General features: G+C 71.1%; 18 protein-coding genes and 1 pseudogene. 8 read left to right on the top strand and 11 right to left on the bottom strand.

The window, feature by feature from the left end; translation table 11 throughout:
* Positions 1-97 precede the first annotated feature (97 nt).
* The gene (locus LN251_RS39440) at positions 98-523 is read right to left on the bottom strand and encodes an ATP-binding protein (RefSeq protein ID WP_458248954.1); all 426 of its coding nucleotides are present in this window, start codon (positions 521-523) and stop codon (positions 98-100) included.
* Between the two features lie 307 nt (positions 524-830).
* Here LN251_RS39440 and LN251_RS39435 point away from each other — a divergent pair, with 307 nt between their 5' ends.
* The 4 genes from LN251_RS39435 (at position 831) to LN251_RS39420 (ending at position 4,489) form a co-directional block, all read left to right on the top strand.
* Positions 831-1,406 carry a hypothetical protein gene (locus LN251_RS39435; RefSeq protein WP_458248953.1) on the top strand — a complete coding sequence of 192 codons (576 nt, stop codon included), beginning with the start codon at positions 831-833 and terminating at the stop codon, positions 1,404-1,406.
* A 169-nt stretch (positions 1,407-1,575) separates the two neighbouring features.
* On the top strand, positions 1,576-3,105 hold the full coding sequence (locus tag LN251_RS39430; RefSeq protein ID WP_458248952.1) for an APC family permease: 1,530 nt from the start codon (positions 1,576-1,578) through the stop codon (positions 3,103-3,105).
* Between the two features lie 170 nt (positions 3,106-3,275).
* Positions 3,276-4,190, top strand: coding sequence for an SGNH/GDSL hydrolase family protein (locus LN251_RS39425; RefSeq protein WP_458248951.1), 915 nt, complete (start codon positions 3,276-3,278; stop codon positions 4,188-4,190).
* Positions 4,191-4,312: 122 nt separating this feature from the next.
* A complete protein-coding gene (locus LN251_RS39420; RefSeq protein ID WP_351563848.1) occupies positions 4,313-4,489 on the top strand; it encodes a hypothetical protein in 177 nt (58 codons plus the stop codon).
* 24 nt (positions 4,490-4,513) lie between these two features.
* On the opposite strand, the gene LN251_RS39415 is transcribed toward LN251_RS39420, so the two are convergent.
* Positions 4,514-4,945, bottom strand: a complete 432-nt coding sequence (locus LN251_RS39415) for a MarR family winged helix-turn-helix transcriptional regulator (RefSeq protein ID WP_458248950.1) — start codon at positions 4,943-4,945, stop codon at positions 4,514-4,516.
* Between the two features lie 147 nt (positions 4,946-5,092).
* Between LN251_RS39415 and LN251_RS39410 the strand changes: the two genes are divergently transcribed.
* The 3 genes from LN251_RS39410 to gap all read left to right on the top strand — a co-directional run bounded on the left by LN251_RS39410 (position 5,093) and on the right by gap (position 8,662).
* Positions 5,093-6,502, top strand: a complete 1,410-nt coding sequence (locus LN251_RS39410; RefSeq protein ID WP_458249525.1) for a DHA2 family efflux MFS transporter permease subunit — start codon at positions 5,093-5,095, stop codon at positions 6,500-6,502.
* An 81-nt stretch (positions 6,503-6,583) separates the two neighbouring features.
* Complete coding sequence (locus tag LN251_RS39405) at positions 6,584-7,540, top strand: GlxA family transcriptional regulator (protein ID WP_458248949.1); 957 nt, start codon at positions 6,584-6,586, stop codon at positions 7,538-7,540.
* A 123-nt stretch (positions 7,541-7,663) separates the two neighbouring features.
* Entirely contained in the window at positions 7,664-8,662 is a 999-nt protein-coding gene (gene gap / locus LN251_RS39400; RefSeq protein WP_458248948.1) for a type I glyceraldehyde-3-phosphate dehydrogenase, read from the top strand.
* A 66-nt stretch (positions 8,663-8,728) separates the two neighbouring features.
* Here the strand turns inward: gap and LN251_RS39395 are convergent, their stop codons facing one another.
* From LN251_RS39395 to LN251_RS39380, 4 genes and pseudogenes are all read right to left on the bottom strand, one after another.
* Positions 8,729-9,157, bottom strand: coding sequence for a pyridoxamine 5'-phosphate oxidase family protein (locus LN251_RS39395; RefSeq protein WP_458248947.1), 429 nt, complete (start codon positions 9,155-9,157; stop codon positions 8,729-8,731).
* Positions 9,158-9,202: 45 nt separating this feature from the next.
* Positions 9,203-9,808, bottom strand: coding sequence for a hypothetical protein (locus LN251_RS39390; protein ID WP_458248946.1), 606 nt, complete (start codon positions 9,806-9,808; stop codon positions 9,203-9,205).
* A gap of 181 nt (positions 9,809-9,989) precedes the next feature.
* A pseudogene (locus LN251_RS39385) lies at positions 9,990-11,204 on the bottom strand (chitinase).
* Between the two features lie 128 nt (positions 11,205-11,332).
* Entirely contained in the window at positions 11,333-11,731 is a 399-nt protein-coding gene (locus LN251_RS39380; protein WP_458248945.1) for an OsmC family protein, read from the bottom strand.
* Between the two features lie 207 nt (positions 11,732-11,938).
* On the opposite strand from LN251_RS39380, the gene LN251_RS39375 reads away from it, so the two are divergent.
* The gene (locus LN251_RS39375) at positions 11,939-12,238 is read left to right on the top strand and encodes a hypothetical protein (protein ID WP_058921227.1); all 300 of its coding nucleotides are present in this window, start codon (positions 11,939-11,941) and stop codon (positions 12,236-12,238) included.
* Positions 12,239-12,356: 118 nt separating this feature from the next.
* Here the strand turns inward: LN251_RS39375 and LN251_RS39370 are convergent, their stop codons facing one another.
* The 5 genes from LN251_RS39370 to LN251_RS39350 form a co-directional block, all read right to left on the bottom strand.
* The gene (locus tag LN251_RS39370; RefSeq protein ID WP_458248944.1) at positions 12,357-14,105 is read right to left on the bottom strand and encodes a cellulase family glycosylhydrolase; all 1,749 of its coding nucleotides are present in this window, start codon (positions 14,103-14,105) and stop codon (positions 12,357-12,359) included.
* Between the two features lie 86 nt (positions 14,106-14,191).
* Positions 14,192-15,700: a glycoside hydrolase family 43 protein gene (locus LN251_RS39365; RefSeq protein ID WP_458248943.1), complete on the bottom strand. Its 1,509-nt coding sequence runs from the start codon at positions 15,698-15,700 to the stop codon at positions 14,192-14,194.
* A 248-nt stretch (positions 15,701-15,948) separates the two neighbouring features.
* Entirely contained in the window at positions 15,949-16,665 is a 717-nt protein-coding gene (locus tag LN251_RS39360; RefSeq protein WP_458249524.1) for an NPP1 family protein, read from the bottom strand.
* Between the two features lie 95 nt (positions 16,666-16,760).
* Positions 16,761-18,944, bottom strand: coding sequence for an RICIN domain-containing protein (locus LN251_RS39355; RefSeq protein WP_458248942.1), 2,184 nt, complete (start codon positions 18,942-18,944; stop codon positions 16,761-16,763).
* Positions 18,945-18,969: 25 nt separating this feature from the next.
* A complete protein-coding gene (locus tag LN251_RS39350) occupies positions 18,970-20,340 on the bottom strand; it encodes a lectin (protein ID WP_458248941.1) in 1,371 nt (456 codons plus the stop codon).
* Between the last annotated feature and the right edge of the window lie 96 nt (positions 20,341-20,436).

Here is a 20,436-nt window from a genome sequence, read left to right as displayed (position 1 = left end):
GCGGCTGCGAGCCGAAGGGACGAGCCGGCGAGTGGCGACGACGCGGCACATGTGCGTGCCGGGCCCGGCGACGCCGAGCTGATCCAGACGGCAGGCTCTAGGCGGGAAGGGCCAGGACGGCGCGCACGCGCTTGCCGCCGCCGGTGACCGATCGGACGTCCAGGCGCTGGGCGAGGCAGCGCACGATGGCCAGGCCGCGCCCGCTCTCGCCCTCGGCGGTGAACGCACGGACTCGCGGCGCGACCGGGTTGTCGTCGTAGACCTCGACGGTCACCTGGCCGTCCGTCATCTGCAGGCGCAGGCGGCAGCCGCTCTTGCCGTGCTCGGTGGCATTGGCGACCAGCTCGGACACGACGAGCTTCACGTCGTCGATCCGCTCGGCCGTGACCCGCGTCGCCCGATGACGGGAGTGGGTGAGGAATCTCGAGGTCAGTCCCCGCGCCCGGCCGGCCGACGCGGCCTCGTCGGGCAGGAGGTACTCCACTCGTACGGAACGCCGATGGGTACGCCCCTGCGCACGCATGGCGGATCACATCCCCTCCAGGCGCATCCGGTATCCCCGCGGTCTGTCCGCCCACCGGGGCCGCGGCACCTCGCGCGCGGCCGGCCCTGTCCAGTCCTGATGCCCCGAGCGGGAGATCGTCAATCACTCTCGGCGCGGCGCCCTCAACCCCCGTCACCTCGTGGAAAGTTGACGACACCTTTTCGGACGGCCGGCGAGGCCCGGCGATCCGGTCGGTTGCCGCAAATCCCCGCACGCGCGCGGACGGCCTGCGGCATCCTCGGACCAGCGGGGGCGCGGGGCGGCCCCAGGGGAAAGGGGAGTGGCCGTGGGGTGGCGCACCGAGGAGTTCGGCGACGCGCACGAGGGCATCGTGGGCGCGGTCCTCGCGGACGGCGCCGAGCCCGCGCCGGTGTCCTTCGACATCGGCGGTGGCGCCACGGGCCGTGAGACCCGCGAGCTGTGGGCCTACGACGGGCGACTGGGCCGGCCCCGGGCGGCCGCCTTCCGCGCCGCCTGCGCGTGCGGCTGGCGGGGCGTGAGTCACCCCCTCGACGCGCGATGGATCGCGGACGACCCGCTGGACGACCTCGACACCTCGCCGGCCTTCGACGAATGGCGTGCACACGTCCGGGCTGTCGAACGGCAGACGGTACCCCTGCCCGAGGAGGTCACCGACCTGCTGCGGCGGCTGGACGAGCGGCTGACCGTCCTCGCCGACCAGGCGCCGGTCGCCGCCCTGAAATCGGTGGCCGCGCTGGAGCGCCTCGCCCGCCGCATCGGCCAGGAGGCCGCCTACGCCGCCCGGGCCGACGAGCTCGCGCCGGAGACGATCGGCAGGGCCCTCGGCATCAACGCGGCCGATGCCGAAGCGCGCCTCTCCCGCTACCTCCTGCCGGGCTGACCGACACCCCGCCACAGGCGGCGTTCCACGCACTGTTTCCGTGCGGTTTCCGCCGTATTGATACGGCGAAGCAATGGTCAAAACTTGTACAGCCGCGCTTGTGCGGTCCTGGGGTGCCACGGATCATTGGCCAAATCTCGCCCCCGGCACAAGCACACAGGAGCGTCCGGTGACCGCTGGCCCCATAGCACCCGAATCGGCCGGCACGCCGGCAGCCGCGCAGACGGAACGCCAGAAACTGCGCAAGCACTTCGGCCGCTTCGACATCCTCTTCTTTCTGCTGTGCACGATCGTCGGCGTCGACACCATCGGCACGGTGGCCGCGTCCGGGGCCGAGGCATTCACCTGGCTCATCGTCCTGGCCGCCGTGTTCTTCGTGCCCTCCGCGCTGCTGACCGCCGAACTCGGTGCCGCGTTCCCCGACGAGGGCGGGCCCTACATCTGGACCAGCCGGGCCTTCGGCCGCCTGGCCGGCGCCGTCAACAACTTCCTGTACTGGATCACCAACCCCGTCTGGCTCGGCGGCACCCTCTCCGTCTCGGCCGTCACCGCGTACACGACCTTCTTCAACGACGGCAAGGAGCTGAGCACCCCCGCCTTCTACGCCTTCACCCTCGTCTTCGTGTGGGTGGGCGTGCTCGCCGCGATCCTCTCCTTCGACATCGGCAAGTGGATCCCCACCATCGGCGCCTGGAGCCGCTTCCTCCTGCTCGGCCTGTTCACCGTCACCGTCGTCATCTACGGCGTGAAGCACGGCCTGCACGGCTTCGGCCTCGGCGACTTCGCGCCGTCGTACGCGGGCTTCGTCGCCCTCGTCCCCGTGTTGATGTTCAACTACGTCGGCTTCGAGCTGCCCAACACCGCAGGCGACGAGATGACCGACGCCCAGAAGGACGTCCCCTTCGCCATCTTCCGCAGCGCCGGCCTCGCCATCGCGCTGTACGCCCTGCCGATCCTCGGCATCCTGCTCGTCCTGCCGGTCAAGGCCATCACGGGTCTCGGCGGGTTCATCGACGCGATCCGCCAGGTCTTCACCGTTTACGGCGGCCATGTCGCCACGGACGGCACCGCCACCCTCAGCGGAGCCGGCAGCCTGCTCGGCGACCTCGCCGCGATCATGTTCATCCTCACCGTGCTGTCCTCAGGGGTCACCTGGGTCATGGGCTCCGACCGGGCCCTCGCCGTCTCCGGCTACGACGGCGCCGCCCCGCGCTTCCTCGGTGTCATCTCCAGCCGGTTCGGCACCCCGGTCCGCGTCAACGTCCTCAGCGGCCTGGTCTCCACCCTGGTGCTGGTCCTGGCCCACGAGCTGACCCACGGCAGCGCCGCGAAGCTCTTCGGCGCCGTCCTCGGCCTCGCCGTCTCCACCACCCTCGTCAGCTACCTGGGCATCTTCCCCGCCCTCGCGGTGCTGCGCCGCAAGGCCCCGGACGTGCACCGCCCCTACCGGGCGCCCTTCCCGCTCGCGATCAGCGTGGTGCTCACCGCACTCGTCCTGTTCGCCACCGTGCAGCTGATCGCCCCCGGCGCCGGCGACCAGTGGTTCGGCTCCGCCTACGCGCCGGACGGCTGGACGCACGGCGAGCGCGGGCGGTACCTGCTGACGGAGGCCGTCCCGCTCGCCGGATTCATGCTCCTCGGCGTGCTGTTCTGGGCCCTGGGCAGGCCGACCCGCATCGCCGCCGCCGACTCCCGGTAGCAATCCCCGCGTTCGCGAACTCCTCCTCGCTCCGCGAGCCGTCACCGGAAATTGGTCGTTGTACGGCTCTGGCCCGAATGCGCTACTCGCGGGTATACAGGCGCAGTTGAACCGGTGACGGCCGTACCGGGGTACGCCCCGCCGTGACGGCCGCGAGGAGGAGGCTCTCCATGACGCGTGACACGCACCCGGCCGCTGAGCCGCGAAGACGTCGACGGGCGAGGGCGGCCGCGGCGGCGGTCAGCGGCTGTGCGCTGGTCCTGGCCGCGGGCACACCGGCGGTGGCGCACGACTCCCACGGCGGACACGAGCGCCAGTACGTGGCCCTGGGGGACTCCTACACCTCGGGACCGCTCATCCCGACCCAGGTGGACGCCAACTGCGCCCGCTCCGACCACAACTACCCCTCGTTGGTGGCGGCGCAGCGGACGGCGACCGAGCTCGAGGACGTGAGCTGCGCCGGGGCGACCACCGAGGAGATGTGGAAGCCGCAGGGCACCAACCCGCCCCAGCTCGACGCGCTGGACCGGGACACCGACCTGGTGACGGTCCAGATAGGCGGCAACGACGTCGGGTTCGGCTCCATCATCGCCACCTGCGCCCAGCTCGCCGCGCAGGACCTCGCGGGCAACCCCTGCCAGACGCACTACGCGGCATCCGGCTACGACGAGTTGGCGCTGGCCGTCCTGAGAACGGCCCCCAAGGTCACCCAGGTGCTGCGGGCCGTCCACCACCGGGCGCCGCACGCACGCGTGGTCGTCGTCGGCTACCCCGACCTCCTGCCCGACGACGGCAGCGGCTGCTACCCCTCGGTGCCCTTCGCCGCGAAGGACTTCCCCTACCTGCGCGACACGGAGAAGCGTCTCAACCTGATGCTCCGTCTGACGGCCGCGCTCAACCGTGCCGAGTACGTCGACACCTACGGCCCCACCCGCGGCCACGACATGTGCACGGCGCCCGCCGACCGCTGGATCGAGCCGCTGCGGCCGGCCTCGCCCGCGGCCCCCGCCCACCCCAACGCCAAGGGCGAGGCGGCCATGGCGCAGGCGGTGCTCGACCGCCTGGAGAGCGGGCGAGGCCACTGAGGCACCGCGACCGCCGTCGCACCCGTCGCCGAGGCGTCCGCCCCGTGTGCACGGCCGAGTTGGGGGCATCCGGACCTCACATCCCGCGGGGGAGCCCCACCGGTCGAAAGGACGCACACATCATGCTGGCCATCGTCTCGGCGATCCTGTTCTTCATCGCCTTCCTGATCAACGCCGCGGACATCTCGACGAACGACACCTTCACGTCCACCAACGTGATGCTGCTCGGCCTCACCGCGCTCGCCCTGCACCTGGCGGGCGTCGGCAGCGGCTGGAACGTGCGCGGCCGCAGACGCTGACCCGGGCCGCAAAGCGGGCCGGCGTCAGGAGGTCGCGCTGCGGATGCGCGCCAGCAGGGCGCGCATCCGCTCGCGGTCCTCGTCGTCGAGCCCGGCCGTCGCCTCCGCGAGGGCGCGGCGGTCGACCTCCTCGGCCTCGCGGTGGCAGCGCAGTCCCTCGTCGGTCAGCCGCAGCAGGAACGCGCGGCGGTCGTGCGGATGGCGGAGGCGCTCGACCAGGCCGTCGCGCTCCAGCGCGTCGACGATGCTGGTCACGGTCCGCGCCGCGACGCCCGTCATCTCACTCAGGTCCCGCATACGCAGCGGCTGTTCGGCACGGGCGAGCATCCGCATGGTGCGCAGCCGGGCGACGGAGGCCCCGCCGGTCCGCAGTCGCGCCTCCACGAAGTTGCGCAGCTGGTGGGTCGTCTCGTAGAGCTCGTCGATCAGGACGTCGCTGCTGCCCTGTACTGCCATGCCGCTCCCCGTTCCACGCTGCACCGGAAAACCCAATTCTATGAGCACGCACATAGTGAGTATGCTCAGCATGTGCTGTCGTTCCCCCGCCGAACCCGTCTGTCCGCCCTGTCCGCCCGTCTGGACCAGCGTCTCGTCGTCCCCGTGATGTGCGTCAGCGTGACGTTCATCGCCATCGTCGACGGAGCGATCACCACGGTGGCGCTGCCCTCCATCGCCCGCCAGTTCCGGCTCACCACGGCCGCCCTGGACGGCGTGGTCGTGGTCTACCCGGTCTGCCTGGCCATGGCGATCCCCGCCTCCGCCTGGCTGGTCGAACGCTTCGGCGGCAAACGCGTCCTGCTCACCGCCCTCACCGCGTTCCTCGCTTCCTCCCTGCTGTGCGGTGCGGCGGCCGACCTCTCCCAACTCGTCGCCGCCCGCGCCGTCCAGGGCCTCTCCGCCGGCGTGCTCTTCCCGGCGTCGGCCGCCCTGCTCTACTCCACCTTCAGCTCCGCCGAACAGGTCCGCATAGCCCGCTACATGATCGTCCCGCAGCAGATGGCCCCGGCCGCCGCTCCCATCCTCGGCGGCCTGCTGGTGGACCACCTCTCCTGGCGCTGGGTGTTCTACGTCAACCTGCCGGTGGGACTGCCCGCCGTGCTGTTCGGGGCGCTGTTCCTCGCGGGGCACCGCGGGCACCGGCCGCCCCGCTTCGACCTGCCCGGCCTGCTGCTGAGCGCCGCGGCACTCGGGACCACGATGTTCGGCGTCTGCGAGGGCCCCAACCGCGGCTGGTCCTCCACGGCCGTGGTCACCTCCCTGGTCGTCGGCGCCCTCCTGCTCGTGGCCGCCGCAGTCCATCAACTGCGCACCCCGGCACCGCTGTTGAAGCTGCGCCTGTTCGGCAACCGGCTGTTCCGGGACACCAACCTGATCAACCTCGTCGGTCTCGTCCCGATCCTCGGCGCGATGTTCCTCGGCCCGCTCTTCCTCCAGGAGGCACAGGGCCGCACCGCCCTGGAGTCCGGCACCAGCACCTTCCCCGAGGCCTTCGGCGTCCTGCTCACCGTGCAGGTCGCCGGCATCCTCTACGCGAGGGTCGGTCCCCGGATCATCGTCGGCTGCGGCCTGACCGGCGTCGCCCTGGTCCTGCTGCTCTTCGCCACCTGCGACGAGCACACCGGCCTGTGGACCTTCCGCGCCTACATGTTCCTGCTCGGCGTCGCCATGGGCGGGGTCTTCATGCCCACGACGGTGGCCTCGCTCGCCACCGTCGACCGGAGCGACCTGGCACAGGCCTCCACGCTCAACACCGTCGTACGGCAGACCGGAGGCGCTCTCGCCCCGGCCATGGTGATCACGGCCCTGGTGCTGAACACCCCCGCGGCCGCCGCCGCGCACCCGCCCGTCAGCGCCTACCAGGACGCCTATCTGGTGCTGGCCGCCCTCGCGGCGGTGACCGCCGTCTTCGCCTTCACCCTGCCGGACGCCCCGGCTCGCGCGGCCGCGGGCGGCACGACCACGATCTCGAGGCGCTCGGTGCCCTCGCGGTCCCGCACGGCACGGACGCGCTGACCACCGGGCGGACCGCGCCCGCCTCCACGGCCCGGACGGCCTCGTACGGGCCGCACGTCGTGTGTTGCGTATCGTGTCCGGGTGTCAGCCTCCCGTCTGCGCCGTGTCGCCGTCCTCGTGCTCGAAGGAGCCAAGCCGCTCGACGTCGGCATCCCGGCGCAGGTGTTCACCACGCGCGCGAGCATGCCGTACGAGGTGCGGCTGTGCGGCGCGGCGCCCGGCCTGGTCACCGGGGGCGACGGGCTGTCGTACCACGTCGCCCACGGCCTGGAGGCGCTGGAGTGGGCGGACATCGTCTTCGTGCCCGGCTACCGCTTCCCCGACCGCGAGGACCCGCCGCGGACCGTCGTCGAGGCGCTGCGGGCCGCCCACGCCCGGGGCGCGAGACTGGCCGCGATCTCGACGGGCGCCTTCGCGCTCGCGGCCACCGGCCTGCTCGACGGCCGGCGGGCCACCACCCACTGGCACTACACGCGCGCGCTGGTGGCCGGGCACCCGCTCGTCCGCGTCGACGAGAACGTGCTGTTCGTGGACGAGGGCAGCGTCCTGACCTCGGCCGGTGCAGCCTCGGGCATCGACCTGTGCCTGCACATCCTCCGCGGCGACCTCGGAGTCGCCGCGTCGAACCACGCCGCCCGGCGCCTGGTCGCGGCCCCCTACCGCAGCGGCGGTCAGGCGCAGTACGTGCCGCGCAGCGTGCCCGAACCACTGGGCGAGCGGTTCGCCGCCACCCGGGAGTGGGCACTGCACCATCTCGACGAGCCCCTCACCCTGGAGACCCTGGCACGGCAGGCGGCGGTCTCCCCACGCACGTTCTCGCGCCGCTTCGTGGAGGAGACCGGATACACGCCCATGCAGTGGGTGATGCGGGCCCGCATCGACATGGCCCGCGCCCTGCTGGAGCGGTCCGAGCGCAGCGTCGAGCAGATCGCCGCCGATGTCGGTCTGGGCACCGGCGCGAACCTGCGACTGCACTTCCACCGCATCCTCGGCACCACACCCAGCGAATACCGGCGCACCTTCGCCCAGGGCGAGTAGCCGGGACCGCCCCGCAGCGCCTCCCCGAGCCTTGGCGCGATCCTTTTGAACCATGGCGATCGCGCCACTGTCAGCGGCCGCCGCGGCGAGCGAGCCTGGGGGTGAACGAAAGGGACACAGCTGATGACTCGCATCGCCATCAACGGATTCGGCCGCATCGGACGCAACGTGCTGCGCGCGCTGCTGGAACGCGACACCGGCCTGGAGATCGTCGCCGTCAACGACCTCACGGAACCCGCCGCGCTGGCGCGACTGCTGGCCTTCGACTCCACGGCCGGCCGGCTCGGCCGCCCGGTGACCGTCGACGGGAACACCCTGGTCGTGGACGGCCGTCGCATCACGGTGCTCGCCGAGCGCGAGCCGGCGCAGTTGCCGTGGGCGGAACTGGGCGTGGACATCGTCCTGGAGGCCACCGGCCGGTTCACCTCGGCGAAGGCCGCCCGCGCCCACCTGGACGCCGGCGCGAAGAAGGTCCTGGTCAGCGCGCCGTCGGACGGCGCCGACGTCACGCTCGCGTACGGGGTCAACACCGACGCGTACGACCCGGCCGTGCACACGATCGTCTCCAACGCCTCCTGCACCACCAACGCGCTGGCACCGCTGGCCTCGGTGCTGGACGAGCTCGCCGGCATCGAGCACGGCTTCATGACGACCGTGCACGCCTACACGCAGGAGCAGAACCTGCAGGACGGCCCGCACCGCGACGCCCGCCGGGCCCGGGCGGCCGGGGTCAACATCGTGCCGACCACGACGGGCGCGGCGAAGGCGATCGGCCTCGTGCTGCCGAACCTGGACGGCAAGCTGTCCGGCGACTCGATCCGCGTGCCCGTCCCGGTGGGCTCGATCGTGGAGCTCAACACCACGGTGGCGCGCGAGGTGACGCGCGAGGACGTGCTGGCCGCGTACCGCAAGGCGGCCGAGGGCCCGCTCGCCGGCGTCCTCGAGTACTCGGAGGACCCGCTGGTCTCCTCCGACATCACCGGCAACCCGGCGTCGTCGATCTTCGACTCGGCTCTCACCCGGGTCGACGGCCGTCACGTGAAGGTCGTCGCCTGGTACGACAACGAGTGGGGCTTCTCGAACCGCGTGATCGACACCCTCGAGCTCCTGGCCGCGGGCTGACCGCAGTCGTTTCCGCCGCGGCTGCCCGGGACACGACGGGTTCCCGGGCCGCCGCGGCGTCTTCTCTCAGCCGACCGCGCCGAGATCGGCGCTCAGCCAGTGCTCCGGCCGCATCCGCACCACGACGTGATCGGCCAGCTCGGCCTCCGCGAACGTCGCGAAGGCGTCGAGTGCCTCGCCGGACAGATACCGTCCGGCCATCTCCCGGTGCAGCGCGCCGCTTCCCTCCGCCACGCCGGCGACCGGCCCTTCGACCGACACGTACCGGGTGGTCGGCGACGTGCGCTGGACCAGCAGGCTGAAGCGGCCCGCCGCTTCGATCAGCCGCATCTTCCGGGAGTTCGCGCCGGTGAGGATCCACGGCAGCCCGCCGGGTTCGTAGGCGTACCAGATCGGGACCAGCAGGGGTCCGCGGCCGTCGCCGGCCGCGACGCCCAGGGTGGCGACATGCGGCTCGGCCAGAAAGGCTTCACTTTCCTCGCGTGACATAGCCATACGCCGACTGTAGGCCGGGCCACCGACAACGGACGCGGCGACGGGTCACGACCCGGGGAAGAACAGTTCGCCGAAGTACGTGCCCTCGGCCCAGCGTCTGAGGGCGGTGCCGTCGAGGAGGCGGGTGTTGCCCTGGCGGCGGGCCCACTGGATGTCCCGCGCCCGGAAGCTCCCCCGGTGCACGATCAGCTGAATGGGCTTCTGCGTGTCTCCGCGATGGCGGTGCGGATGCGGCGGATCCTCGTCGGGCAGGGGTTCGGCCACCGGCCGGAAGACCACGTCCAGTTGACGGCCGCCACGGTCCTCGGCGCATAAGCGCGGCCGGTCCGCGGCCGGCAGCAGGCGGACCCGCCACCCGTCCCGGCGCAGCATGCGCGCGACGGCCAACGCAAGGCCCTGCGTGTCGAGTTCGAGGAGTTCGTCCGGCGTGTAGTACCCGAGGCGGCGTCGCATCCCGGGGCGCCTGCGCCGGAGCACCACCGTGGTGATCAGGAGCAGGATGACGACACCGGCGAGGGGCACGCCGATCCCGGCGGCGCGGTAGCCCGCGGCGAGCGCGGCGGCCAGGGCGCACACCGTCAGGACGACCACCGCGAGAGCGGGAAGCACCTCGCGGAACGTCGGCCCGGACGTGCTCGATCGGCGTGCCACAGTGTCCGCCCCCTCAACACCGCCTGCAATCAACCGTGTTGAAGAGATACCCAGCGGGGGACCGGTTGTTCGATTCCGGCGAGTCATTCGGCCACACGCGCGGGCGCACGGAAGCACGGGCCGGGGGACGGAAAGGTCCGCGCTCCCCCGGGGGAGCGCGGACCGCGATGCATGAGGGGCGTCAGCAGGCCCCTTCGTCCTGCCACGGACCCCAGTCGGTGGCGCTCGGCGTCTCGTTCTGCGTCCACCACTTGGCCTTCCAGTTGTGGTGGTTGTACGAGGCCTCGTCACCGGCGGTGTAGACGGCGGTGGGACTCCAGGCGGTCTTGCACCCCGCCGGCGTCGGCGTGGGGGTGGGCGTCGGGGTGGGGGTGGTGGAAGGCGGAGTGGCCCCCGCGAACCGGACCGAGTACTTGGCGAAGTCCCACGGATTCTGGGCCACGCTGGAGCAGGTGCCCGAGGTCCGTCCGCCGTTGTCGACCGGCGTGCACGGGCGGTCGCGGTTGAGGGACCAGAAGGTGAACCGGTCCATGTTGTGGCTGGTGGCGTAGTCCAGGACGGTCTGGAAGTCGGCCTGGGAGAAGACCTCGCCGGTGTCGCTGCGTCCGTTCATGCCGGAGAAGCCCTCGTGGGCGTAGGCCGTCGCCTGGTCCCAGCCGAACGTCGACTGGAGGATCGCGTTGAAGTTGGTCAGCGCGCTCGTCTGCGAGGCCGCTCCGCTGAAGCCGCCGTCGAACGGCATGATGGAGAAGTTGTCGGGCGTGAAGCCCTGCGACTTGGCCTCCAGCAGCATCTGCTTGCCGAACCAGCCCGTGCCGTCGGCTGTGCCGGCGGTGGTGACGGAGACGTACAGGCCGGGGTTGTTCTGCTAGAGTATCTTGGCCGCCCCGATCTCGTTCCTGATCGCCGCGGTGTTCTCGTACTCCGGCTCCTCCAGGTCGAAGTCGATCGCGTGGAGACCGTACTTGGTGATGACCTGCTGGTACGCGGCAGCGGTGGCCGACGGGTCCGCGCAGGTCTGCCCGAGCTTGGTGCCGCCGTAACCGCCGACGGAGATCGACACGTCGCCGCCCTTGGCGCGGACGGTGTCGATGACGGACCGGACGGCGGTGTCCGAGGAGACCGGGGCGGTGCCGCCCCAAGTGGGAGAGCAGCCGCCGCCGTTGGGGGCGAGGACGAAGGCGAGCTGGAAGGCCTTGAGGCCGGTCGCGTCCATGATGGCGGCCGGGTCCGGCGGGTCGTTGTCGAGGGGCATCAGATAGGGCGCGGCCGCGTACCAGCGGTTGCTGAGCGCGGTGGTCGCGCCCGAGGCATTGCCCGCCACGAGCGCCGTGGCCCCTGCGGCGGTGAGTCCGACGGCAGCGGCTGCGCCGAGACATGCGCGAAGACGTCTCACGGTGTGCCTCCGGTGGGGTGGGGGAAGAGCCCAAGCTTCGGGCCGCCGCCCCAGCCGCGTCCATGCTTCGGTCTAGACCAAACCACTTCTTGGTCTAGACCATACGAGTTCTTTGTGTGCCGTGCGCCTCACCGCGTACGACGGCCGACGGACGCGCCCGCGCGCAGCGCCCTGGGGATCTCGGCGACCTCGTCCACGACGTCGAGCAGCCGGTCCAGGTCCGCGGCGGGGGCGGCCGAGTCCAGCGTCACCGAGTAACCGATGCCGGTCGACGCCCAGTGGTCGGTGTCGAACCCTCCGGACGCGGTGACCCGCACCCCGTCGAGGGTGATCCCCAGTCCGGCCGCCTCGCGGTACAGGTCGTTGAGCACACAGCCCGCCGCTGCCAGATGCAGCAGGTGCGCCCCGGTGAAGTCGGCCTCGACGGTCACACCCTCGGGCGTCCAGCGATGCGGGAAGCGCACCGCGCGCCCGTCGCCGGGGCGCAGGCTCCCGGCGCTGACCACGACGCCGAAATCGTCAGCCATGGGCGGTCCTTCGGTGAGCGTCGGACGGCGCTCCCGGCGGAACGCCGCTGTAGGCCCATTGAAACAGTCCGTGCCGAGGCTCGCAGGCCCGCGCGCAGGGCGTGAGGGGACGCGGGCGGGCCGCCGCGCGACCCGGTGCGCTCTACGTCGGCGGCGCCCTCGGGCGGGACGATTCTCAAGCTCGCAACACGACGAGAGGGGTGGGGCATGGCTGTGGTGCTGTCGATGAGGTGGGCGGGGGTCACTCCGGAGCAGTACGACCTGGTGCGGGACGCGGTGAACTGGGAGGAGGCCGCGCCGGCCGGCTCCGAACTGCACGTCGCCTGGTTCGACGCGGCGGGACTGCACGTGCTGGACGTGTGGGAGTCGGAGCAGGCCTTCCAGGCCTTCTTCGCCGAACGGCTTGCCTCGGCGGTCGAGAAGGCGGGGATCGCGGGCGCGCCCGTGAGCGAGTTCACCCCGCTGCACAGGCGTTTCGTCGCTCCCGGAGTGACCGGCGCCGCCTGACCTCGTGTCCTCGCTCCGGGACGGACCGCACCCGCCCCGGAGTGAGCGAGAGTATCGGCCCCGCCGAAGAGCCGGCCCGGAACCCCGGGTGCCGGCCGTGCGGCACCCGGGGCGGCCGTCAGGCGACGGTGCCCGTCACCGAACTTCCGGACCTCGTGAGGTGGTACGTGACGGTGGCTCCGCTCCAGAAATGGAACGTGAGCGTCGCCTGCGCGCCGTCGCGCAGAGCATTGAGGTAGTCGGCGTTCAGGGTGATCGCGTTGCCTGGATAGTCGGGCGAGAAGGCCACGTCGAACTCCTGGTACGGCGTCCAGCTTGTGTTCCCGGCGTTGCTGCCGTCGGCGTAGGTGGACTCCATGGTCGCCAGCAGGTCACCGTTGAACCGGGCCGGGACGGTCAGCCCGCCGGTGGTGCCGGTCGCGTCCGACAGCGCCGGTGCGTCGTACGTGGTCACGTAGATCTTCCAGGGCAGCCCGGCGGAGAACCGGGCCTCGACGGTCGCGTTGGTCCCGTAGGCGCGGTTGCCCGCCAGCCGGGTCAGCGCGGAGGCCGTCAGCGTGAGTTCGTTGCCGGAGACGGTGTAGTCCCTGCCCTGGGCGAGTTTCGTGCCGCCCTGCCACATGCCCTTGAAGGTCAGGCCGTTGGGGTTCAGGGTGAGGGTCCTGGCCGTGATCGCTTGCGACTTCGCCAGGAACACCCGGTCCGAGGACGCGGTGCCCGAGCGGGTGGTCCAGGCCGACTTGATCTGGCCGATCAGGTCGGGGTCGCGCCACTGCAGCGTGGTGCGGTTCAGGAAGTTGAAGGCGTCCCACAGGGCCGTGGTCACACCGGTGGTGCGGGCCTCGTACCCGAGCATCTCGAAGTACTTGAGAGCCTCGCCCTGTTCGACGCGCGCAGGGTGGTTGAAGTCGGGGTGGCCGAGGAGGCCGTACTCGCCCATGTACACCGGGATGCCCTTGGCGATCAGCGTGTTGCCGATCGCCGTGAAGGTGTCGGTCATGTCCTTCTGCGAGGTGGCGTCGAACCGCGTGCCGCCGGCGATGTTGACGCTGAACGGATACCAGCCGTAATAGTGCACCGTGGCCACGAGGTTGGGGTCGTTCAACGAGCCGATCTCGTCGGCCAGCGGGGCCATGCGCTCCTGGGACGGCGTGGAGCCCAGGCTGGGCAGCACCAGCAGCCGCGTCGCGTTGTTGCCGCCGGACTGGCGCACCACCGTGTGGAACGTGGTGTCGAGTTCGTCGAGGTAATGGCTGCCCTGGGTGTCCGTGGCGTTGTTGAACTGCGGTTCGTTGATGCTCTCGAACAGCAGGGTGTGCGGCGAGTCCCTGAACTCGGCGGCGACCTGGGTCCAGGTGGCCTTGAAGCGGGCCAGGACGTTGTCGTGGTCGGTCGGCATCGAGGATATCCACTGCCACGAGTCGTGGTGGACGTTGATCACCACGTACAGGCCGTCGGACAGGGCCCAGTCGACGACCTGCCGGACTCGCCTCAGCCAGGCCGCGTCGATCGTGTAGGGAGCGGTGGCGGACTGGTGGCCGCTCCAGGTGACGGGGAGGCGGACGCTGCGGAAGCCCTGGGCCCTGATGGTGTCGAACAGGGCCTTCGTGGCCGGCGGATTGCCCCAGGAGGTCTCGTCCGGGATGGCGTCCAGGGTGTTGCCGAGGTTCCAGCTGGGCTGCATCGCCGCGACGACGCCCTTCGGACCGAGCACCCGTGCGGTGGCCGCCGCGGAGGTGCCGGCGTGGCCCGGTGCGGCGAGCGCGGTCGTGCCGGTCAGCCCGACGGCGGCGACCAGGGTCAGGAGCAGAGCGAGCACACGGCCTGGTCCGCGGCTGCGGTGACCGGGGTCTTTCGTTCCCTTCATCTCCGACCTTTCTCTGTTGGCCGAGCGGAGTTCCGCCCGTGGGGGGAGGGTGAGGACAGGGGCCGAGTGAGGGGGGCGGGCCGGTGTCAGGGGGTGAGGGGCTCGTAGTCGAACCAGTCGAAGTGGACGGTGCCGGCCGCGGCGTACATGCCGATGACCCGGCCGGTGAAGCCGCCGGCCACCTCGGTCGACAGATAGCGCCCGTCGAGGGTGCCGAGCCCGGTGAACGTGCCGTCCGGCTCCTCGACGCCGAGCGTGACGACGTCCGGCCCGGTCCGGGCGTCCCGCAGCGGGGTGCCGAAGACCCGGACGGCGAGGACCACGGGCCCGGCGGGCACCGCCCGGGACGCCACGACGGTGCGCAGCGGGCCGATGCGGCTGAGCAGCCGTACCTCCGTCCCGGACGCCTCGATCTCGTAGTGGTGCTCCTCGTCCAGCCGGACCGCGAGCCCGCCGCGCCCCTGCGACGCGTCGATCAGGGTGCGGGCCTCGCAGGTCAGGTGCTGCTGGCGGCGGCCGACGAAGACGACGTCCGGCTGGTCGAGCGAGCCGCCCCGGGCGTGCAGCGTGAGCCAGCCGGACCGCTCCGTGGTGGTGCAGTGCTCCGCCGGACGGTCCCGGAGGGAGATCCACTGGGGCCGTAGTGCTCCGAGGCCGAAGTCGTCCCGCACGGGCTCCGCCGGACCGGGCACGAGCGGCCAGGGGGGCGCGGGCAGGTCGAGAGTCACCTCGCCGACGACCGGCCAGTCGTCCACCCAGGTCACCGGTGTCAGGAAGGTCTCGCGGCCCAGGACGTGCCAGCCGGGGGTGCCGCCGCCGGGACGCACCCCGAGCAGCACCATCCACCAGGAGCCGTCGGGCGCCTGGACCAGGTCGGCGTGGCCGGTGTTCTGCACGGGACGGTCGGTGCCGCGGTGGGTGAGGACCGGATTGGCCGGGCAGGGCTCGAACGGGCCCTCGGGCGTGCGCGCGCGGGCGACGGACACACCGTGGCAGCGCTCGGTGCCGCCCTCGGCGATGAGCAGGTACCACCAGTCGCCGATCCGGTACAGGTGCGGCGCCTCCGGGGCCTTGGCGCCGGGCATGCCGGACCAAAGCCGCCGCGCGGCGCCGAGGGTCTCACCGGTGCGGGGGTCGAGGCGGATCTGGGAGACTCCGGCGACCGTGCACCAGCACGTTCCGTCCTCGTCCCAGGCCAGGTCCGGGTCGATGCCCCGCACGCCGGGCAGCAGAACCGGATCGGACCAGGGGCCTGCCGGATCGTCGGCCGTGACCAGCAGATTGCCGTCGGCGCTGACGTTGGTGACGATGAGCCAGAACCGGCCGTCGTGGTGGCGCAGGGTGGGCGCGTAGATGCCGCCCGAGGAGGGCGAGTCCGCAGGCAGGCGCAGCTGTCCCGGCCGGTCCAGGGCGTTGCCGATCTGCGTCCAGTGCACCAGGTCCCGGCTGTGGAAGACGGGCACGCCGGGGAAGTACTCGAAGCTGGAGCAGGCGAGGTAGTAGTCCTCGCCGACCCGGCAGACGCTGGGATCGGGGTGGAAACCGGGGATCACGGGGTTGGACACGGTGGTGGGCGACGGCGGTGTGTCTGACACTCGGTCGATTCCGTTCTGGATCGGCGAAGCGATCGTCGAAGCGCTTCATCTGCCCGCGAACGGTAATGACATGTTTCTGTCGAAACAAGAGCCGTAGCACCGCGAAACTTTCTCCCTGGCGGGCTCGTTGACCGTCCTGGGCCGCTAATGGAGTTGTTGAAGCGCTTCAACAACCTCCAGTACATCCTGACCTCAGGACACGAAAAGACCGCCGGTCCCTGGGGGACCGGCGGTCGTCTCGGGCGGGATCAGGCGTTGGGATCGAAGGGGATGCCGGACGGCATGGAGTGGGCCAGCGCGTACGGGAAGTCGCCGTCCTTGATCTTGATGGTGGCGGCGCCGAAGTCCGCGCTCAGCAGCTTGTCCCGGTAGCCGGCGGGATAGCCGTTCCAGCCCACCAGACGCGGATAGAACCAGCCGCCCGTGACGTTCTCCGGCGGGTCGTCATTGCCGTTGGCGAAGCGGAAGTCGTGGGTGGAGACACCGTCCTTGTGGTAGACGATCTTCGGGTGGGTGCCGTCGAAGCGGACGGACGAGGCGGCCGCGACCTGGTAGCCCGAGTGCTGGGAGACCGACACGTACCGCACCTGGTCGTCGTTGATCCACACCACCACGTGCTCCCAGTCGTGGCGGTGCCCGATGGCCGCGGGCCCCAGGGTGGCCTGGTCCTTCTCGAAGTAGCTGGCGTACATCACCGCACACCAGCCGTTGTTGCACTTCTCGCGTGAGTACGTGTTGGCGTTGGCGAGTTGGGCGTAGTCGTGGCAGTGCCCGTTGACGTCGCCGCCGAGCTTCAGGCCGGGGTTGATCGTGCCGTCCGCGCCGATGGCGGCCGTGGCGTAGCAGCCGTCGCCGTCGTAGTCGTAGGCGGGGGAGAAGGTCTGCTCCAGGCCGTCGGCGTTCTGCGGCAGCAGCGTGAGCACGTCGGCGTTCGCCTGGGCGGGCAGGGCGACGGCCAGGGCCAGGGCGCCGAGGACGGCGGAGAGCGCGGACCTCCCCGACGAGGACCTCCCCGACGAGGACCTGCCCGACCGGGAGAAGGGATGACGCACATCGACTCCTACGGGTAGCTGGTCAGGTTGGCCACGTTGGTGGCGGAGTTGGACGGTCCTCCGGTGTTGTTGACGACGTGGCTGATGGTTCCGGTGCCGCCGAGGGAGACGGTCACCATGCTGGTGAAGCGGACGCCGGAGGTGTTCGGTGCCTCGATGGCGTGGGCGGCGACGACGGAGGGGTTGACGTTGAAGTAGCAGTAGCTGCCGAGTCCGTAGGCCTGGTGGCTGGTGACACCGGAGGCGACCTTGTAGGCGGCGTAACCCTGCGTCGAGCCGTTCATCCAGGCGGACTGGCTGGGCGGGTCGTACGGCATCTCGTTCTGGAAGAAGTACGTGCGGCCGCCGTTGCCGTTCCAGATGGTCTGGTACTTCTGGAAGTGCTCCACGAACAGGCCGTACATGGTGACGTCGTCACCGTTGACGATCAGCCCGGTGTCCGCGGTGTTGCTGGTCCAGCCGACGCCGCTGCCGTGGTCGGCGCGCCAGATCCACATGTGGTCGCCGATGACGTTGTCGCTGTTGACGATCAGGCTGGTGGTGGCCTTGCCGACGCCCGCGCCGCCGACGCGGAAGTAGACGTCGTGCAGGGAGGTCGGGTCGGCCGCGTGGGAGGCGGCGGAGCCGGCCGGCCCGACCTCCAGCAGGGAGGGCGAGTTGGTGGTCCCGGCGTCGAACAGCAGGCCCGCGATCTTCACGCCGTCGACGTCGGCGACCTTCATCGCGGTGACGCCGTTGTCGGGGACGAGGGTGGCCAGGCCCAGGCCGAGGGCGACCGTGTCGGCGCGGTTGACCTGCAAGGTCTGGTCGAGGTGGTACACGCCCGGTGTGAAGAGCAGGTTCTTGCCCGCCGAGAGTGCGGAGTTGATCTGGGCGGCGGTGGCGCCCGGCTTGACGACATAGAAGGTGTCGAGCGCCAGGGAGGAGCCCGAGGGGCTGCCGCCCGCCCAGCTGGTGCCGGTGGAGTTGGACCGCACGGACGGGACGAACACCTGGTAGGCGCCGTTGCCGTCGACGTACAGGAAGGGCTTCTCGCGCGTCACCGGGCTCTGCGCGACCGTCGTGTACGGCGGGCTGGGAAAGGTGGTGGAGGGGACGCCCGTGCTGCCGGTGAAGACCATGTTCCAGTTGGAGCCGGTCCAGCTGCCGAGCTGGGAGTTGCGGGTCAGCCACTGCTGCTGGCTGCCGGAGTCCACCTGTCCGTCGATCTTGCTGTCGGCGAGCAGGCCGCCGCTGGACCAGCCGCCGTCGTCGAGAGCGAGGCCGCCGCGAAGGTGCATCCGGCGGTACGGCGCCGCCTGCGAGACCGCCCAACGGTCCCTGCCGCCGGCCGGGTTGACCGACAGGTTCTCCGCACCGCGCCAGAAGTTCTGGGTGGCGTTGCCCTGGAACCAGTCGGCCTCGGCGTGCACCGCGCCGTTGACGGTCACCGCGTCGGGGGACAGGCCGAGGCCCAGCACCTGGGTGTAGAAGCCGACGTTGACGTCGGCGTCGTAGGAGCCCGGCTTGAACAGCACCGCGTAGCGTTGGGAGCCGAACTGGTTGGTCTCCTGCTGCTGGAAGATCGAGTTCAGCCTGCTCTGGATCGTCGAGGACGACATCGAGGGGTCGAAGACGACGACGTTCGGACCGAGGTCGGGGGCGGCCGTCGACTGGTCGACGGGGACGACCTGGAAGCGCTGGGCGGCGGAGCCGTTGCAGCTGTACTGCACGAACTGCACGCTGTCGGCGGTCGAGGCGCTCGGGTCGTCCAGGCATTTGCCGCTGTTGCGGTTGACGAAGTGGTAGGCGCCGCCCCCGTCGGCCACGGGCAGCCACTGCTGGTTGGCGCCGCCGCCGTAACTCCACAGGTGCACCTGGGCGTTGTCGGCGGTGGAGACGTCGGCCACGTCCACGACCTGGCCCGTGTCGTTGGCGTTGTTGATCCGTACGTAGCCGCTGTCGGTGGTGGTGAAGCTCCACCGCTGGGCGTTGGTGCCGTTGCAGGCGTACTGCTGGACGGCGGTGCCGTTGGCGGTGGCGGCGGCCTTGGCGTCGAGGCAGCGGCCGCTCGCGGCGTTCATGACGGTGGCGAAGCCGGTGGGCAGGGCGGAGGCGGCAGCCTGCGCGGGCGCTGTGCCGAGGAGGGACGCGGCCGTCACGGCCACGAGTGCGGCGGCGAGGGATCTGCCACGGCGCGGTAGGGAAAGCATGGGTTCTCCTAGCCGGGGGTGGGTCTCAGCCGGTGTACTGCGCGAAGACGCGGGTGTAGTCCCAGTCGGACTGGCCGACACCGGAGCAACTGTCGGCCGGGCCGCCGGTGCACGGACGGTCGCGGTTGGCCGACCAGAACGTCAGACGGGCCAGGTGGTGCTGCTGGGCGTAGGCGAGGATGGTGCGGAAGTCCGCGACGGTGACCGTCTCGTTGTCGTCGGTCACGCCGTTCATGGACGAGATGCCCATGTCCCGGTAGGCCTGGTCGTCGCTGTAGCCGTAGGCGTTCCTCAGCGCGTTCTTCAGTCCCTCGGCGGCCCGGACGGTGAGGTTGCCCATGTTCTGGCCGGCGCCGCCGAAGTCGAAGGGCATGATGGCCCAGGCGTCGACGGCGAGGCCCGAGGAGGCGGCCCGGTTGATCAGGCTGGTGTCGGGGCCGCTCTGGCCGGTGCCGATCGTGATGTACACCTTCAGGCCCGGGTTGCCGGCCTTGACGGTCTTCAGCGCGTCGACCGTGCGCTGCTGGACGGTGGGGTTGCCGTAGGCGTCGGCCTCGATGTCGATGTCGATCGCCTTCAGCCCGTAGGCGTTGATCACCTTCTGGTAGGCGGCGGCGAGTTCGCCCGCGCTGGAGCAGGAGCTCTCCAGCTTGTTGCCGCTGTAGCCGCCGAACGACGGGATGATGTCACCGCCGCCCGCCCGCACGGTGTTCACGGTCTGTTGGTCGACCCCGCCGGTCAGCGGGCGGCCGCCGTCCCACTGCGGGTTGCAGTAGCCGTTGCTGAGCACGAAGGCGAGCGTGAACCACTTCACGCCGGTCGCGTCGGTGATGGTGGCCGGGTTCGGCGGGCTGCCCCAGCCGTTGTACAGGTACGGCGCCACCGCCATGGGGGAGGACGGGGTGCCGCCGTTGTCGGAGGCGGGCGCGTTCCACTTCTGGTTGGCCGCGCCCGTGCAGCTCCAGATCTGGGCGCGGGCGCCGTTGGCGGAGGAGTTGTCGGTGACGTCCAGGCACTTGTTCGCCTGCGGGTTGACGATGTCGTGCGCGGCGGTGACCGTCCACTTCTGGTTGGCGCCGCCGGTACAGGTCCACAGCTGCACCTTGGCGCCGTCCGCGGTCGCATTGCCGGTCACGTCCAGGCACTTGCCGAGGGCGCGGACGGTGCCGTCGCCGCCGACGGTCCACTGCTGGGCGGCGGTGCCGTTGCAGTCGTAGAGCTGAACGGCCGTGCCGTCCGCGGAGTTGGCTCCGGCCACGTCCAGGCACTTGCCGGCGAGGCCGGTGACGGTGCCGGTGGCGGCCTGCGCGGGGGAGGCGGCGAGCAGGCCGCCGGAGAGGGTGAGGACGGTGACCGCGAGGACGGCGGACGCGGGCAGGGGGAAGGGTCTGGCCATGGCGGGCGCCCTTTCGTGGGGGGTGGGTCGCCCGGTGAAACTAAAGGTACGGACCACTTCCGTCAAGATGTGAAGTAAGAGTTGAGGGAAGTGAGT

It is taken from the genome of Streptomyces sp. MAI_2237 (assembly GCF_054189285.1).
This window is presented reverse-complemented; position numbering and strand designations above follow the sequence as displayed.

Coding starts and splice junctions, on each gene's coding strand:
- LN251_RS39440 (WP_458248954.1), bottom strand. CDS start 523: ATGCGTGCGCAGGGGCGTACCCATCGGCGTTCCGTACGAGTGGAGTAC.
- LN251_RS39425 (WP_458248951.1), top strand. CDS start 3,276: ATGACGCGTGACACGCACCCGGCCGCTGAGCCGCGAAGACGTCGACGG.
- LN251_RS39420 (WP_351563848.1), top strand. CDS start 4,313: ATGCTGGCCATCGTCTCGGCGATCCTGTTCTTCATCGCCTTCCTGATC.
- LN251_RS39415 (WP_458248950.1), bottom strand. CDS start 4,945: ATGGCAGTACAGGGCAGCAGCGACGTCCTGATCGACGAGCTCTACGAG.
- LN251_RS39410 (WP_458249525.1), top strand. CDS start 5,093: ATGTGCGTCAGCGTGACGTTCATCGCCATCGTCGACGGAGCGATCACC.
- gap (WP_458248948.1), top strand. CDS start 7,664: ATGACTCGCATCGCCATCAACGGATTCGGCCGCATCGGACGCAACGTG.
- LN251_RS39395 (WP_458248947.1), bottom strand. CDS start 9,157: ATGGCTATGTCACGCGAGGAAAGTGAAGCCTTTCTGGCCGAGCCGCAT.
- LN251_RS39380 (WP_458248945.1), bottom strand. CDS start 11,731: ATGGCTGACGATTTCGGCGTCGTGGTCAGCGCCGGGAGCCTGCGCCCC.
- LN251_RS39375 (WP_058921227.1), top strand. CDS start 11,939: ATGGCTGTGGTGCTGTCGATGAGGTGGGCGGGGGTCACTCCGGAGCAG.
- LN251_RS39370 (WP_458248944.1), bottom strand. CDS start 14,105: ATGAAGGGAACGAAAGACCCCGGTCACCGCAGCCGCGGACCAGGCCGT.
- LN251_RS39355 (WP_458248942.1), bottom strand. CDS start 18,944: ATGCTTTCCCTACCGCGCCGTGGCAGATCCCTCGCCGCCGCACTCGTG.
- LN251_RS39350 (WP_458248941.1), bottom strand. CDS start 20,340: ATGGCCAGACCCTTCCCCCTGCCCGCGTCCGCCGTCCTCGCGGTCACC.